13 protein-coding genes are annotated in these 14,441 nt (G+C 64.1%); 9 read left to right on the top strand and 4 right to left on the bottom strand.

Features of this window, described 5'->3' with window-relative positions:
• Positions 1 to 3: 3 nt before the first annotated feature.
• On the top strand, positions 4 to 924 hold the full coding sequence (gene rarD, locus AC0L2C_RS10420; protein ID WP_128170805.1) for an EamA family transporter RarD: 921 nt from the start codon (positions 4 to 6) through the stop codon (positions 922 to 924).
• 14 nt (positions 925 to 938) lie between these two features.
• Complete coding sequence (locus AC0L2C_RS10415) at positions 939 to 1,625, top strand: glutathione S-transferase family protein (protein WP_473523309.1); 687 nt, start codon at positions 939 to 941, stop codon at positions 1,623 to 1,625.
• An 8-nt stretch (positions 1,626 to 1,633) separates the two neighbouring features.
• Here AC0L2C_RS10415 and AC0L2C_RS10410 read toward each other — a convergent pair whose 3' ends face one another.
• Positions 1,634 to 2,635 (bottom strand): transporter, encoded by a 1,002-nt coding sequence (locus AC0L2C_RS10410; protein WP_473509983.1) that lies wholly within the window; start codon positions 2,633 to 2,635, stop codon positions 1,634 to 1,636.
• 197 nt (positions 2,636 to 2,832) lie between these two features.
• Between AC0L2C_RS10410 and AC0L2C_RS10405 the strand changes: the two genes are divergently transcribed.
• Entirely contained in the window at positions 2,833 to 4,164 is a 1,332-nt protein-coding gene (locus AC0L2C_RS10405; RefSeq protein WP_473523308.1) for a PQQ-dependent sugar dehydrogenase, read from the top strand.
• Between the two features lie 97 nt (positions 4,165 to 4,261).
• Here AC0L2C_RS10405 and AC0L2C_RS10400 read toward each other — a convergent pair whose 3' ends face one another.
• Positions 4,262 to 4,873, bottom strand: a complete 612-nt coding sequence (locus AC0L2C_RS10400; RefSeq protein WP_027152697.1) for an LOG family protein — start codon at positions 4,871 to 4,873, stop codon at positions 4,262 to 4,264.
• 164 nt (positions 4,874 to 5,037) lie between these two features.
• Between AC0L2C_RS10400 and AC0L2C_RS10395 the strand changes: the two genes are divergently transcribed.
• From AC0L2C_RS10395 to AC0L2C_RS10385, 3 genes are all read left to right on the top strand, one after another.
• The gene (locus AC0L2C_RS10395; protein WP_473523307.1) at positions 5,038 to 6,444 is read left to right on the top strand and encodes an Ig-like domain-containing protein; all 1,407 of its coding nucleotides are present in this window, start codon (positions 5,038 to 5,040) and stop codon (positions 6,442 to 6,444) included.
• 64 nt (positions 6,445 to 6,508) lie between these two features.
• The gene (locus AC0L2C_RS10390; protein WP_473523306.1) at positions 6,509 to 6,835 is read left to right on the top strand and encodes an ArsR/SmtB family transcription factor; all 327 of its coding nucleotides are present in this window, start codon (positions 6,509 to 6,511) and stop codon (positions 6,833 to 6,835) included.
• Positions 6,836 to 6,934: 99 nt separating this feature from the next.
• Complete coding sequence (locus AC0L2C_RS10385; RefSeq protein WP_473523305.1) at positions 6,935 to 8,821, top strand: ABCB family ABC transporter ATP-binding protein/permease; 1,887 nt, start codon at positions 6,935 to 6,937, stop codon at positions 8,819 to 8,821.
• Between the two features lie 3 nt (positions 8,822 to 8,824).
• On the opposite strand, the gene AC0L2C_RS10380 is transcribed toward AC0L2C_RS10385, so the two are convergent.
• Entirely contained in the window at positions 8,825 to 9,697 is an 873-nt protein-coding gene (locus tag AC0L2C_RS10380) for an SMP-30/gluconolactonase/LRE family protein (RefSeq protein ID WP_287216724.1), read from the bottom strand.
• A 244-nt stretch (positions 9,698 to 9,941) separates the two neighbouring features.
• Between AC0L2C_RS10380 and AC0L2C_RS10375 the strand changes: the two genes are divergently transcribed.
• From AC0L2C_RS10375 to AC0L2C_RS10365, 3 genes are all read left to right on the top strand, one after another.
• Positions 9,942 to 10,640 carry a phosphatidylserine decarboxylase gene (locus AC0L2C_RS10375; RefSeq protein ID WP_473523304.1) on the top strand — a complete coding sequence of 233 codons (699 nt, stop codon included), beginning with the start codon at positions 9,942 to 9,944 and terminating at the stop codon, positions 10,638 to 10,640.
• Between the two features lie 3 nt (positions 10,641 to 10,643).
• Positions 10,644 to 11,459, top strand: a complete 816-nt coding sequence (locus AC0L2C_RS10370) for a CDP-alcohol phosphatidyltransferase family protein (RefSeq protein ID WP_023800727.1) — start codon at positions 10,644 to 10,646, stop codon at positions 11,457 to 11,459.
• A 186-nt stretch (positions 11,460 to 11,645) separates the two neighbouring features.
• Positions 11,646 to 11,909, top strand: coding sequence for a hypothetical protein (locus AC0L2C_RS10365; protein ID WP_091590516.1), 264 nt, complete (start codon positions 11,646 to 11,648; stop codon positions 11,907 to 11,909).
• Positions 11,910 to 12,041: 132 nt separating this feature from the next.
• On the opposite strand, the gene AC0L2C_RS10360 is transcribed toward AC0L2C_RS10365, so the two are convergent.
• The gene (locus AC0L2C_RS10360; protein WP_473523303.1) at positions 12,042 to 14,264 is read right to left on the bottom strand and encodes an AMP-binding protein; all 2,223 of its coding nucleotides are present in this window, start codon (positions 14,262 to 14,264) and stop codon (positions 12,042 to 12,044) included.
• Between the last annotated feature and the right edge of the window lie 177 nt (positions 14,265 to 14,441).

Raw genomic sequence — 14,441 nt, 5'->3', positions numbered from 1 at the left:
GCCATGGCCACGGACGCAATTCAGCTCGAAGCAGACTCGAAGGCCCGGCGTGGATTCCTGCTGGCGCTGGGCGCCTATCTCCTGTGGGGGTTGCTGCCCTTCTATATGAAGGCGGTCGCACATCTGCCGCTGGCCGAAGTCATCGCGCACCGCATCGTCTGGTCGGTGCCGATCGCGGCGGCCGTTTTGATCTGGGCGGGCCGCACGGCGGATTTCAAAGCGGCGTTGCGTTCGCCGCGCATCATTTCCATGGCGGCGCTGACGGCGGCGCTGATTTCGGTCAACTGGGGCATCTATGTCTGGGCCATCGCGGTCGACCGTACCATCGAGACCGCGCTTGGCTACTACATCAACCCGCTTGTCAGCGTCGTCGTCGGCGCGCTGCTGCTCAGCGAACGGCTCGACCGGCTGCAAATCGCGGCGGTGGTGCTGGCGGCCATCGCGGTCGCGGTGCTGACGATCGACGCCGGCAAGCTGCCCTGGGTGTCGCTGGTGCTGGCGTTTTCCTTCGCCGCCTACGCCTTCTTCCGCAAGACGCTGCCGATCGGTCCCAGCCAGGGTTTCTTGCTTGAAGTGCTTTTGCTGTCGGTGCCGGCGCTCGGCTACATCATCTTCCTCATCGTCACCGGGCAGGACCATTTCGTCTCCAGTTCCCTGAACGATACCGCACTGCTGATCGGCTGCGGCCCGGTCACCGCCATACCGCTGCTGCTGTTTGGCTTCGGGGCCAAGCTGCTGCGTCTCTCCACCATCGGCATCATGCAGTATATCGCGCCGACCATTGTGTTCCTGATCGCCGTGCTGATTTTCGGCGAACCCTTCGGCAGCACCCAGGCCATCGCCTTCGGCCTGATCTGGGCGGCGCTGGCGATCTATTCCTGGTCGATGTTCCGCGGCCGCGAGATCCGGCCGGCAATGCGTTAGAGCGAGGATTTTCGATGTACGTGCTGCACATAGCAAACAAGAATTATTCCTCGTGGTCGCTGCGGCCATGGGTGCTGATGCGGACATTGGGCGTCCCCTTTGAGGAGCGGCGGACACCGTTTCCGACCGGATCGAGCTGGAGCCTCTACCGGCCGTTCTCGCCCAGCGGCCTCGTACCGTGCCTGATTGACGACGGCTGGGCAGTTTGGGATTCGCTCGCCATCACCGAATATCTGGCCGAGCGCCACGCTGGCGTCTGGCCGGCCGACGCGAAGGCGCGAGCCTGGGCGCGGTCGGCAGCGGCCGAAATGCATTCGAGCTTCACCGCCTTGCGCGGCTCCTGTCCGATGAACTGCGGTGTCCGCGTCGCGCCGGTGCCGATGTCGGATGCGCTGAAGCACGACCTCTTTCGTCTCGGCGATCTCTGGGACGATGGGCTTCGCCGCTTCGGCGGACCGTTCCTGGCTGGCGATCGCTTCACTGCCGCTGACGCCTTCTTTGCCCCGGTGGCGTTTAGGGCTCAATCCTACGGACTGTCCTTCGAGGGCGCAGCTGCCACCTATCCGGCGCGATTGCTGGCTCTGCCGGCGATGCGCGAATGGTACGCGGCAGCCCTTGCGGAGGTGTGGCGCGAGCCGAACCACGAAGCGGAGGTGCGCGCTGCCGGCACTGTCATCGAGGATTTTCGCGCGACCTTGTAACGGTGCCGCTACATCCCGCGCCCCAGCCGCCTGACGAACAGATAGACGACCACCGCAACGGCGAGCGATATCGCCGACGCCACCCAAAAGCCCACCGGCGTATCGACCAGCGGCAGCCCGCCGACATTCATGCCGAACAGGCCTGAGATGATCGTCATTGGCAACAGCACCGCGGTCATCACCGACAGCATGTAAAGCAACTGGTTCGACTGCGTCGTCAGCTTGGCCATCAGCTCGTCCTGCAAGAGCCGGGCGCGGGCCTGCAATTGCTCGCCGTCATGATGCAAGGTATGGGCGCGATGCGAAAGCCGTGCCGCCATGTCGTTGATCGCGTCCGGCAGATCATTGCGATGCGAATGGTCGAGATGGCGGAACAGGCTGGTCAGCGTCGCCATCTGCCGATGGATCACCACCAGTTGCCGCCGCGCATCGACCAGCGCCTGCCGCTCATTGTGCCATGCATCGCAGACGATGCGGTCCTCGATGCCATCGAGCGTGTCGCCAAGGCCAGCGAGTTCCGTCGTCATGCCGTCGAGCGACTGGCCCATGACAGCCTCGATCAGTTCGGCCGGAGAGCGGAACTTTCGCGATCCGTTGTCGATCGCCTTGCGGATCTTGTCGACCGATTGCAGCGGTTGCTTGCGGCCGCCGATCAGCATCGTGTCGTTGAAGGCGAAGCGGAAATGGCCAAGCCCGCGCGCCTCCGCCGAATAGTCGTGGCGCAGGTCCGGCAAATCGCCGTAGAGCCAGTCGCCCTCGAGGTCGATATGGCAGCCATGGCCGGCCGACAGGAAGGCATCGCGCACCGGCGGCGGCAAAGCCGGCTCGGTGGCGATCTCGTGGCGGGCGCGCATGTCGGAAACCTGGTAGCTGCGCCATGTCCAGTGTGTGGTGGTCGCGTCTTTGGTTCTCGTGCCTTCGGCGGTGAAGTGATAGACGAAGAACAGCCCGTGCTCGTCCGGCAGGTAAGGCGACAGATCGCTGCCGTCTGGATTGAGAGGGATGTTCATGATCGCGTCGCCAGTCTCGCCGCGTGGTGGCGACCTAGACTGTGATTATTAGCACGGGCGAACCGTTTTCGTGTGACTGTTTTGACGGTCATCCGAGGCGGCGTACCAACGCCGTTGTTTGGAGCCAGTTTGGAATAATACGTCGTTGACTCGCGTTTGCGTAAAGGGCACGACGCAATCCATGCGGAGGACGTCCGATGCATGCCGGCTTCCCACGAAGCCTACTCATAGCGGTATTGGGAGCCGTCATTGCGGGCTGCGCTGGCTTTTCGGCGCAGAAAACGGGGGCAATAACCGGCTATGGCCCCAACCCAACCTTACCGAAACCAAGACCGACGCTGATCCCGACCGTCAACATCGCCGAGGCGAAGGGCTGGCAGAAAGGTGATATGCCGACCCCGGCGAACGGGCTGACGGTGAACCCCTACGCCACCGGCCTCGACCATCCGCGCTGGCTGCACGTGCTTCCGAACGGGGACGTGCTGGTTGCCGAAACCAATGCCCCTGCCAAGCATGACGAAGGCTTCAGCCTTAGAAAGGTCTTTATGGACCTGGCTATGAAGCGCGCCGGGGCCGCGACCAAAAGCGCCAACCGCATCACGCTCCTGCGCGACACCAATGGCGACGGCATTGCGGATGTGCGCAGGACGTTCGCAGAAGGCCTCAATTCTCCCTTTGGTATGACGCTGTCCAAAGGCATTCTCTATGTAGCGAACACCGACGCGCTTGTCGCTTTCCCCTACTCCAATGGCCAGACCCGAGCCACAACGCCGCCGGAAACGATCGTCGACTTACCGGCCGGAGATCTCAACCATCATTGGACCAAGGATGTGATCGCAAGTCCGGATGGACGCAAGCTCTATGTCACCGTCGGCTCCAACAGTAACGTTGGAGAAAACGGCATGGCCGCGGAGAAGAACCGCGCCGCCGTCCTTGAAGTGGACCGGTCGACCCGCCGTACCCGGGTCTTCGCGTCAGGGCTGCGCAACCCGAACGGGCTCTCCTGGAACCCTGAAACCGGCAAGCTTTGGGTCGCCGTGAACGAGCGTGACGAGATCGGCGATGATCTTGTGCCGGACTATATGACCTCGGTTCGTGACGGCGCTTTTTACGGCTGGCCCTACAGCTATTTCGGACAGAACGTCGACGAACGCGTCAAGCCGCAGCGCCCCGGTCTCGTGGCTAGGGCGGTCAAGCCCGACTACGCGCTGGGTTCCCATACCGCCTCGCTGGGACTGACCTTCTCCAAAGGGGCGTCGCTCGGCCCAGCCTACGGCAACGGCGCGTTCGTTGGTCAGCACGGCTCGTGGAACAGAAGTGTGCTCAGCGGTTACAAGGTGATCTTCGTGCCGTTCCGCGGTGGTAAACCGAGCGGTCCCCCGAAAGATGTGCTCGCTGGCTTCGTCGGGCGTGACGGCAGGGCGATGGGCCGTCCGGTCGGCGTTGCTATCGATCAGAGGGGCGCACTGCTCGTCGCCGACGATGTCGGCAATGTCATCTGGCGGGTCAGTAGGGCAGTAGGGCAGTAGGGCAGTAGGGCAGTAGGGCAGTAGGGCAGTAGGGCAGTAGGGCAGTAGGGCAGCGCCTCATGAGCGCGGCATGCACTACATACTCCCCTATATACCCCTAAAGCTTGTCGATCACCGACTGCACGCCTTCGGTCGGTGCGTCGACCGACGATCCCGCGACCATGATGGCAGCGACGATCGCTTCCGGATCGTCGACCACCAGCGGCCTGACCCGCTGCGCGGTGTGGATGAAGCCTTCGGCCATCATATGGTCGAGCAGCGCCAGCATCGGGTCCCAGAATCCTCCAACGTTGCCGAAGACGATCGGCTTGCGATGATGGCCGAGCTGGCCCCAGGTCATGATCTCGATGATTTCCTCGACCGTGCCGATGCCGCCCGGAAGCGCCACAAACGCGTCGGATTTCTCGAACATCGTATGTTTGCGCTCGTGCATGTTTTCGGTGATGACGAGCTCGTCAAGTCGGTCAAGCGCGGTTTCGGTGGCCTCCCTGTTGATCAGGAAGCGCGGAATGATCCCCGTCACCTTACCGCCGGCCCGCATTGCGCCCTCGGCGACGGCTCCCATGATGCCCCTGGTGCCGCCGCCATAGATCAGACGCAGGCCGGACTTGGCGATCGAACGCCCAAGCAGGTGTCCGGCCTTGGCATAGGTTACATCGCGGCCCGGAGACGAGCCGCAATAGACGCAGATGGATCGAATCGTGTTCATGAGATGATTGGTGATTGGGTCTTTATTCGCGGTCAAGCCCGGGCGGGTTTTTTCTTGTCGGCCCGGTTTATTCGTGTCGGCCCTTTTTCTTGTCGGTCCCCCTTGTTCTTGTCGCCTTGGGCAAAACAGGCTAGACCGCATTAGGTGGCTAAGGGCAGGGAAATATGGCAATTAATCCTTTGAAGGCGTTTTTGTTCGTCGTCGGCGGCTCCGTCGCCGCGGCGGGAACCGCCTATGTGTCGGGCGCGCTCGATCCGTATCTCACTCGCACGCCGCCGGCGGAAGTGGCATCGCTGACGCCGCCGGTGGAGACGCCGGCCGAACCAGTGACCGATGCACCGCCGCCGCCGGCGCCTGCCGCTGTTGCGATGGCACCGGCAGCGCCGGCGGCGGCCGATGCGATTGCGCCGACTTTCGACATCGTTCGGGTCGAGATCAAGGGCTCTATTGTCGTCGCCGGCAAAGCCGCACCCAACGCCAAGGTCGAGATTCTCAACGGTTCGACGGTTCTCGGCTCGACGGTCGCCGGTGCCGATGGCGCTTTTGCCATCGTTCTCGACGATGCGCTGAAACCCGGCGATTACACGATCGCGCTGCGCTCGATGACCGGCAATGTCGTGACCCCCTCGGCGCAGACGGCTATCGTCTCGATTCCCAAGAGTCCTGCTGGCCAGGTGCTGGCGATGATCGAGGAGCCGGGCAAGGCCTCCGAATTGCTCACCGTTCCTTCACCCGAGACAAAGCCTGAATCGCCGTCTGCCGGCGACAAGGCGGCCGCCCCGGCTTCCGAGGACTCCGCTGCCGGGGACCCCGCTGCCGCAGCACCAGCCGCACCGGCTGCCACGGCGCCGGCCACCGTCGACGCCGCCCCCGCGCCCGCTCCGGGCGGGCCGGCCGCACCGGCGACACTAGCTGCAGGGCCAAAGGTCGTCGTCGAAGCGATCGAGATCGACGGCAACAAGATCTTCGTCGCCGGGCTCGCCGACCCCGGCCGCAAGGTGCGCGCCTATGCCAACGATATCTTGCTCGGCGACGCGAAGACTTCGCCCGACGGTCATTTCCTGGTCGAGGCGACGCGCAACATTCCGGTCGGCACCTATACGATCCACGTCGATGCGCTCGATGCCGACGGGGTCAAGGTGGTGGCCCGTGCCGCCGTGCCGTTCGAGCGCGAGCCGGGCGAGTCGATCGCGGCCGTGGCGCCTGCCGAGGCAAGGCCGGCCGCGCCGGCAACCACGCCTGCGGCGCCCGCGACCGAGGCGCCAGCCGATGTGGCGGCTGCGACGCCCCCGACCGGAGTGCCCGAGACCGCGGCGCCGAAGCTCGAACACGCCGACAGCGCCGTTATCATCCGCCGCCGCGATACGCTGTGGCGGATTTCGCGGCGCGTCTACGGCCAAGGCGTTCGCTACTCGACCATCTACCTCGCCAATCAGGATCAGATCAGGAATCCCGACCGCATCTGGCCGGGGCAGGTGTTCAAGGTCCCCGGAAAATCGCAGGAAGGCGAAGCCGCCAACCTCAAGGCGATGGGCGACCAGATGACGACGGCCCCGACAAAGGCCAACTAGAAATCCTTTTCTTCTCTAGCGGGCTCTTGCGGAAAGTTCATTCATCGTCTATCGCCGATAGACGATGAACGCTCCCTTGACCGAGAAGACCTGCGGCTTCGCCGACAGCCAGGCCGTCGCCGCGAAGCTCGCCGCGCTTTCGCATCCGGCCCGGATCGAAATTCTCCGGCACCTTTCGGCCAGCCGCTCCTGCTGCTGCAGCGAGGTCGTCGACCATCTCGACCTGGCGCAGTCCACCGTTTCGCAGCACCTGAAGATACTGGTCGAAGCCGGGCTCGTCCGCTACCAGCCGGATCGGCAACGCTCGCGCTATGAAGTCGACAGCGATGCGCTCGAAGATGTTTCCGCATCGCTGGCCGCTCTGGTCAATTCGTGCTGCTCCGGCCGCTAGACCATCATCCCGAACCGAAGGACCGTCTCAGCGAAAAGTGGAAGCCGGTTTTCGGAAAAGATCGTGGTCAAACAATAAGAAATACGAAAAGGCGATAAAATGGCCGAAAAAACCGTCTCCGCCGATTCTGGCTCGACCTTCAAGACATTGCGCAATCTTTGGCCCTATATGTGGCCGGCCGACCGTGCCGATTTGCGGGCGAGGGTGGTGTGGGCGACCGTGCTTCTGGTCGTCGCCAAGCTGACGCTGGTTGCCGGTCCCTACTTCTTCAAATGGGCGACCGATGCGCTGGCTGGTGACGCCAAGTCGGCGCCGCCGCTGCCGGCCTTCATGCTGGCGCCAGTCATGCTGGTCATCGCCTACAATGTCGTGCGGCTGGTGCAACTCGGTTTCAACCAGCTGCGCGACGCGCTGTTTGCCCGCGTCGGACAATACGCGGTGCGCCAACTCGCCTTCCGCACTTTCATCCACATGCATCGATTGTCGCTGCGCTTCCATCTCGAGCGCCGCACCGGCGGCCTGTCGCGCATCATCGAGCGCGGCACCAAGGGCATCGAGACGATCGTCCGCTTCACCGTGCTCAACACCTTGCCGACCATCCTCGAATTCGCGCTAACAGCCGGCATCTTCGCGGTCACCTATGGCTGGAAGTACGTGGCTGTGGTGGCGGTGACGGTCTGGCTCTATATCTGGTTCACCATCAGGGCGAGCGACTGGCGCATCGTCATTCGCCGCGACATGAACGACAGCGACACCGATGCCAGCACCAAGGCGATCGACTCGCTGCTCAATTTCGAGACGGTCAAATATTTCAACAACGAGGGCATGGAAGCCGAGCGCTTCGACCGTTCGATGGCGCGCTACGAGACCGCTGCCACCAGGATATGGACCTCGCTCGGCTGGCTGAACTTCGGCCAGGGCGTCATCTTCGGTCTCGGAACGGTTATCGTCATGTGCCTTTCGGCGCTGGAGGTGCAGGCCGGCACGCAGACGGTTGGCGACTTCGTGTTCATCAACGCCATGCTGATCCAGCTTTCGGTGCCACTCAACTTCATCGGCTTCATCTATCGCGAAATCCGCCAGGGCCTGACCGACATCGAGCAGATGTTCGGTCTGCTGGATGTGCCGCAGGAGATCGTCGACATGCCGGGGGCCAAGCCGCTGGTCGTCGGCTCCAGCAAGGTCGAGTTCCGCGACGTGCAGTTTTCCTACGATCCCAACCGCAAGATCCTGAAAGGCATCAGCTTCGAAGTGCCGGCCGGCAAGACGGTTGCCATTGTCGGGCCATCGGGCGCCGGCAAGTCGACCATTTCGCGGCTGCTGTTCCGCTTTTACGACATCCAGGGCGGCAAGATTCTGATCGACGGCCAGGATATTCGCGACGTGACTCAGCAGAGCTTGCGCGCGGCGATCGGCATGGTGCCGCAGGACACCGTGCTGTTCAACGACACCATCGCCTACAACATCCGCTACGGCCGCGTCGATGCCAGCGAGGAGGATGTGCGCAAGGCGGCAGAACTCGCCCAGATCGGACCGTTCATCGAGCGGCTGCCCGACGGCTACCGTTCGATGGTCGGAGAGCGCGGACTGAAATTGTCCGGCGGTGAGAAGCAGCGCGTGGCAATCGCCCGCACCATTTTGAAGGCGCCGCCGATCCTGATGCTCGACGAGGCGACCTCGGCTCTCGACAGCCATACCGAACAGGAGATCCAGGCGGCACTCGACCTCGTCAGCAAGGGTCGCACCACCATCGTCATCGCCCACCGGCTGTCGACGGTGATTTCGGCCGACGAGATCATCGTGCTGCAGGACGGCCAGATCGCCGAGCGCGGCACGCATGCCGCCTTGATGCGCAAGGCCGGCCTGTACGCGTCGATGTGGGATCGCCAGCGTGAGGCAACCGAGGCCGAGGAGCGGTTGCGCATTGCTCGCGAGCGCGACGAGTTCGGCGTTGTCGTCCGCCGCCGCCCCTCCGAGGTGTCCTAGCCCCTACGGCCAGCCAGCGCCCGGCGCGGAAGCTTCGATGCTGAGCACCTGGCCGGTGCGCGCATCGCTGATCATGTGCTCGAAGCCGCGCCATTCGGCGGCGACGATGAACAGCGTCTTGCCGTCGGCGCCGCCGAGCATGCAGGCAAAGCAGCCGCGATCGGCATCGACACTGTCGAGCATCGCCCCGCCCTCGCGCACCCGCACGCAGTGCCGGTTGGGGACGTCGGCATACCAGATGGCGCCTTCGGCATCGAGGCAGATGCCGTCGGGAAAGCCGTTGCCGAGGTCGGCCCATCGCCGCCGGTTGGCAAGGCCGCCATCGGCGGCGATGTCGAAGGCGGTCAGCCTGTTGGCGTGGGACTCGGCGACGATCAACGTCTTGTTGTCAGGCGACACCGCCATCCCATTGGCGAAGGCGATCTTGTCCGCCACCTGCCGCACCGACCCGTCCGGTGCAATCAGCACGATGGTGCCGGGGCCGAAATGCTGGCCGGGAACCGGCGCTGGCCCACCGCCATTGACGTAGATGTTGCCGCGCCCGTCGACGACGATCTCGTTCCAGGCGTTCCCTGAGAGGTGTCGCAGATCGGCGTGGGTGACCAGCGTCCCGTCTGCTTCCTGCCGCAGCACCAAGCCCTCACGCCCGCAGACGACGACCAGGCGACCGTCCGGCAGCCAGTCGACCGAATAGGGCAGGGTGGCCGGCACGGTGAGCATGACCTCACTGTTGCCGTCGGCATCGACGGCGATGATCTGGCCGGTTCCCCAGTTGCAGATCCAAAGCCTGCCATCATGCCAGCGCGGCGATTCGCCGAACGCCAGACCGTTCATCACGACCCGCGCTTCCTTTGCTGCTGATTTCCGTGACAGCATTTGTTGCCTCCAGCTTTCGTTCGGCGGGCGCTTTGACAAGGCCCGTATCTCCAAGGACGCATGAGGCCGGTTCGCCCCGACACCAGTCATGCTTTTTTGGACAGGCTCATTGGACCCCTTCCAACGCCCGCGATCGGCTAATGCGGACGAGAACGCCGGATCCGGCGTTCCCTCATTGTCGCGTTGCGGCCACAGGGTGTTTCCGCTATTGAGGCCGGACCTGAAACTAGGCTGTTTCCATTCCATGGACCTCGTCGACACGATCAAGAAAACGTTGGTTCCGATCCATCGCGAAGGCTATCCGTTTATCGCCGCCTTCGCAGCGGTGACGCTTTTCCTCGGCTATTTCTCTTCGATCCTGTTCTGGGTCTGCCTCATCCTGACGGCTTGGTGCGTCTATTTCTTCCGCGATCCCGAGCGCGTCACGCCGGTCGACGACCGGCTGGTGGTGAGCCCGGCCGACGGCATCATCACGGCGGTCGGTCCGGCAGTGCCACCGCGCGAACTTGGCCTCGGGGGCGGCGAGATGACCCGCATCTCGGTGTTCATGGACGTCTTCTCCTGCCACGTGAACCGGGCTCCGGTGCGCGGCCGCATCACAAGGATAGAGCATCGGCCCGGCCAGTTCCTCAACGCCGCACTTGACAAGGCGAGTGCCGACAACGAGCGCAATGGCCTGGTCATCGACAGCCCGAACGGCACGGTGGCCGCGGTGCAGATCGCCGGCCTGGTGGCGCGGCGCATCGTCTGCTGGGCCGAGACCGGCGGCACGATCGGCATCGGCGAGCGCTTCGGGCTGATCCGCTTCGGCTCGCGCATCGATGTGTTCCTGCCGTCGACCGCAACGCCGCGTGTCGCCGTCGGCCAGACTGCAGTCGGCGGTGAAACCATACTGGCCGAATTCGGCGGCGTTGCCGCAACGCCGCTCGTGCGGGTGTCCTGAGCCGTGGGCGCGCCGTTCAAAAAATTCGAGGCGCATGGCAGCGGCGGCCCGCGCATCCGTGAAATTCCGATGCGCATGGTGCTGCCCAATCTTGTCACAGTGCTCGCCATCTGCGCCGGCCTCTCGGGCATCCGCTTCGGCTTCGAAGGCCGTTTCGAGCCGGCAGTGGTGATGGTGCTGCTGGCCGCCTTCCTCGACGGCATCGACGGCCGTCTGGCACGCATGCTGAAGGCGACGTCCAAATTCGGCGCGCAGATGGATTCGCTGGCCGACATCGTCAATTTCGGCGTAGCACCCGCGCTGGTGCTCTATGCCTTCCTGCTCGACCAGGCCGGCTCGCCGGGCTGGATTGCCGCGCTGCTGTTCACCATCGCCTGCGGGCTGAGACTCGCTCGCTACAACGTGCTCGACGAAGAAACTGATCGCCCGCAGTGGCAGACCGAGTATTTCGTCGGCGTGCCGGCGCCGGCGGGCGCCGTGCTGGTGATGCTGCCGCTTTACCTGTACTTCCTGCGGCTTGGTGTGGAGCCGTCCCGCCCTGCCGCCTTCATCGCCGCCGGTTTCACCGTTCTGATAGCCTTCCTGCTGGTCAGCCGGCTGCCGGTCTATTCCGGAAAAAGCCTGAAAGTCCCGGGCGACAAGGTGCTGCCGATCATCCTCGGTGTCGTCCTCTACATCCTGCTGTTGATGACCTATCCCTGGTACACGCTGACGGCGTCGGTTGCCGGCTATCTGCTCTTCCTGCCGCTCAGCATCCGCGCCTATTCCAGGCGCGCCAAGCGCGAAGGCGAGAAGGTGCCGCCTTCGGACTTCGGCTGACAGATCTGTCGCCAATTCGCTGATAGTTCAACTAGTTCAAGTCGGACGCATCCCGCTCTAGCGGGAACCTGCCGGCGTCTTGACCGTTCTGTCTCAGCGGGCGAGGCGAGCGACGTCGCGAACGCCTCGCTATCAGCCCTTGAAGCTGCTGTCCCAGGCGCAGGAGCTTAAAGAAGAGTGAGAGAAATGGCTGTCGTCCTCATTGGCGCGTTGCTCATTGTCGCTGGCATTGTGTATATGGCCGGCGCAGCCCTTTGGCGTGGGCGGCTCAGCGATCCGGCGCCTGCTCGCGCGGCGCCGGATCGCTCGACGCCAAATCTTGCAACGCCAGGCCCGACACTTGAGCCGCGGCGGCGCGGCCTCGGTTTCCTCGGCCTGTCGCAGAACTGGCCGGGCCTGCTGATGATGGCGGTCGGGTTCATCCTGCTGTTGTCGGTGGTGGTCCTCTAATGCATGTCGCCCAAAAGCATGCCCTCGGGCCTGACCCGAAGGTGCGCAGCGGTTTTGGGACAACGAGATGCATTCAAGCAAGAACTTAAAGCGCGTCGCATAAATCCCTCCAGACGCGACGCGCTTTAGGCGCTAGGCCGCCGCGCTGAGCCCCAGTCGGTCAATTGCCAGTTTGCGGGTCGAGACGTAGTCGGTCTTGCCAGAGCCCAGCACCGGGATTTCCTCGACCTTGACGATGTCGTTCGGCACCATCAGATCGGCGGCGCCGGCTTGTCTGCCGAATTTGCGCAATTCATCGGGGTCGGCGTCATCGGCGGTGGTGACCAGCACGATACGCTCGCCGCGGCGCTTGTCCGGCACCGCCACCACAGCGTGGTGCTCTTCCGGCCACAGCGACTGCACCAGCATCTCGACCGCGCCCAGCGACACCATCTCGCCGGCGATCTTGGCGAAGCGCTTGGCCCGGCCGCGAATGGTAATGAAGCCCTCGCGGTCGACAGAAACAATGTCGCCGGTATCGTGCCAGCCGTCGAGCGGCTGCAATTCCCCGGGCCGATCTGAGGTCATGTAGCCCATCATCAAATTCGGCCCCTTGAGCAATAACCGTCCGGCGCCGCTGATGCCCTCGACCGGCTCGAGCTTCATGCGCATGCCCGGCAACAGTCGCCCGACCGTGCCGTCGCGGCCGTGGATGGCGGTGTTGACGGCAACGACGGGCGCTGCCTCGGTCAGCCCGAAACCCTCGATGATCTCGGCCTGGAAGCGCTCCCGGTAGACGCGGCGCGTCTCCGGTTTCACCGCCTCGGCGCCGGCGACGATGAAGCGCAGGCTGGAGAAATCGCCGTCCTTGGCGGTGCGCGCATAGTTGGCGAGGAACGTGTCGGTGCCGAACATGACCGTCGGCCTTGCCTTGCGGGCGATCTCGGGGATCAGCTTGTAGTGCAGCGGCGAGGGGTAGAGGAACAGTTTCACGCCGGTGACCAGCGGCAGGATGGTGCCGCCGGTGAGCCCGAACGAGTGGAACACCGGCAGCACGTTGAGCAGGATGTCGGCCGGCGAGATGGTGATGCGGGCCTCAGCCTGCATGGCGTTGGCGAGAAGATTTCTGTGCGACAGGACCACCGCCTTCGGCGTGCCTTCCGAGCCTGAGGTGAACAGGATCACCGCTGGTTTGGCCGCATTCTGCGGCTGCAGCGGCCAGCGCCACAGCAAGGCGGCGGCGAGCTTGTCCAGTACGGTTACGCTGGCCCGCACATCCTCCAGCCACAACAGCCTGGCGCCGCCTTCCTCTACCGCCGCGACGATGTCAGCGAGGCTGGCCTTGTCGACAAAGGCGCGCGACGAGACCACGGTGCGGATCTCCGCCGTGCGCACGGCGGCGGTGACGCTGGCCGGGCCTGCGGTGTAGTTGATCATCGCCGCCACCCGGCTCGCCGACAACAGGCCAACGAGTGACAGCACGACACCGTTGGCGTTGGGCAGCAGCACTCCAACCGCTTCATTCGGCGCCGTCACCGCCTCGAAGCGGCGGCCCAGCACCCGCGCGCCGATGAACAGCTTTCTGTAATCCAGCGTGCCGCTGACCACGTCTTCGACGATAGGATGCGAGGCGCCGACTCGGTCGGCGGCGTCGCGTATGGCGAGGAACAGGCCGCGGTCAAGATCGCTGCCGAAAAGCCGGGCTTCGGCGAAACGGTCGAACAGCGTATTGGTGTTCGAGGACTGATCAGGGTTTCGCGCCACCAGCTCGGCGATGGTCATCGGCTCCAGCACGCTGATCGACAGGAGCGGAAACCAGCGCCGGGGCGCCTTGTCCGCCGCAGTCAGCGATACCGGCAGAGTGCGCGCGCCGGCGACGAAGATCGGCACGATGCGGGCATCGGCCTGCATGGCGATGCGGGTGACGGCGCGAAACAGGCGAAATGTCTTGATATCAGGCTCGACCGCATCCGGCAGATAGACGGCAAGGCGGCCCTTGCCCTTCAGCACCCGCACCAGCCGGCGGCTGACGAAGACATGCTCGGCGTTGAAAGCGATGGTGCGGCCAAGCTCGCGCCATGGTTCGAGCCAGGGCGATCGCGCCGAGACCTCGTCGAGGATGTGCAGCGTGTCTTCCGGCAGCAGTGACAGCATCAGCGCCGGTTCGAGGCGCGACTGGTGCGAAATGACGTAGATGACCGGGGCGGCTGTTCTGCGGGCGATCTTGATACGGTCATCGGCAATCCGGTAGGCGAGCTTGAACGGCACATAGAGCAGCGCCTGCGTGAAGCGCAGGCCGAGGCGGAATTTTTCCACCACGCCGATCAGCAGCCAGGCCGCGACGAGACCTGCAAGCAGCGCCAGTGTCAGGATCATGCCGCGTCTCTCCCAACAGATTTTGACCTCGCGGCTCTTCGTGACCGCTTCGATGAGAACCTAGACGAAGTGGGCTCAACGTCAATGCGGAGGTTCTTTCTTCTCGCCGCCCGCCGTGCCCGATACTCCTCGATGGGCGTCCTTCGTCAGTTTCGGCGTCTTGCCGTATTCGGCGCA

This window comes from Mesorhizobium sp. WSM4845, from assembly GCF_055811455.1.
This window is presented reverse-complemented; position numbering and strand designations above follow the sequence as displayed.

Excerpts from the sequence above, each read along its gene's own strand:
- rarD (WP_128170805.1), top strand. The coding sequence starts at position 4 with ATGGCCACGGACGCAATTCAGCTCGAAGCAGACTCGAAGGCCCGGCGT.
- AC0L2C_RS10415 (WP_473523309.1), top strand. The coding sequence starts at position 939 with ATGTACGTGCTGCACATAGCAAACAAGAATTATTCCTCGTGGTCGCTG.
- AC0L2C_RS10410 (WP_473509983.1), bottom strand. The coding sequence starts at position 2,635 with ATGAACATCCCTCTCAATCCAGACGGCAGCGATCTGTCGCCTTACCTG.
- AC0L2C_RS10405 (WP_473523308.1), top strand. The coding sequence starts at position 2,833 with ATGCATGCCGGCTTCCCACGAAGCCTACTCATAGCGGTATTGGGAGCC.
- AC0L2C_RS10400 (WP_027152697.1), bottom strand. The coding sequence starts at position 4,873 with ATGAACACGATTCGATCCATCTGCGTCTATTGCGGCTCGTCTCCGGGC.
- AC0L2C_RS10395 (WP_473523307.1), top strand. The coding sequence starts at position 5,038 with ATGGCAATTAATCCTTTGAAGGCGTTTTTGTTCGTCGTCGGCGGCTCC.
- AC0L2C_RS10390 (WP_473523306.1), top strand. The coding sequence starts at position 6,509 with ATGAACGCTCCCTTGACCGAGAAGACCTGCGGCTTCGCCGACAGCCAG.
- AC0L2C_RS10385 (WP_473523305.1), top strand. The coding sequence starts at position 6,935 with ATGGCCGAAAAAACCGTCTCCGCCGATTCTGGCTCGACCTTCAAGACA.
- AC0L2C_RS10380 (WP_287216724.1), bottom strand. The coding sequence starts at position 9,697 with ATGCTGTCACGGAAATCAGCAGCAAAGGAAGCGCGGGTCGTGATGAAC.
- AC0L2C_RS10375 (WP_473523304.1), top strand. The coding sequence starts at position 9,942 with ATGGACCTCGTCGACACGATCAAGAAAACGTTGGTTCCGATCCATCGC.
- AC0L2C_RS10365 (WP_091590516.1), top strand. The coding sequence starts at position 11,646 with ATGGCTGTCGTCCTCATTGGCGCGTTGCTCATTGTCGCTGGCATTGTG.
- AC0L2C_RS10360 (WP_473523303.1), bottom strand. The coding sequence starts at position 14,264 with ATGATCCTGACACTGGCGCTGCTTGCAGGTCTCGTCGCGGCCTGGCTG.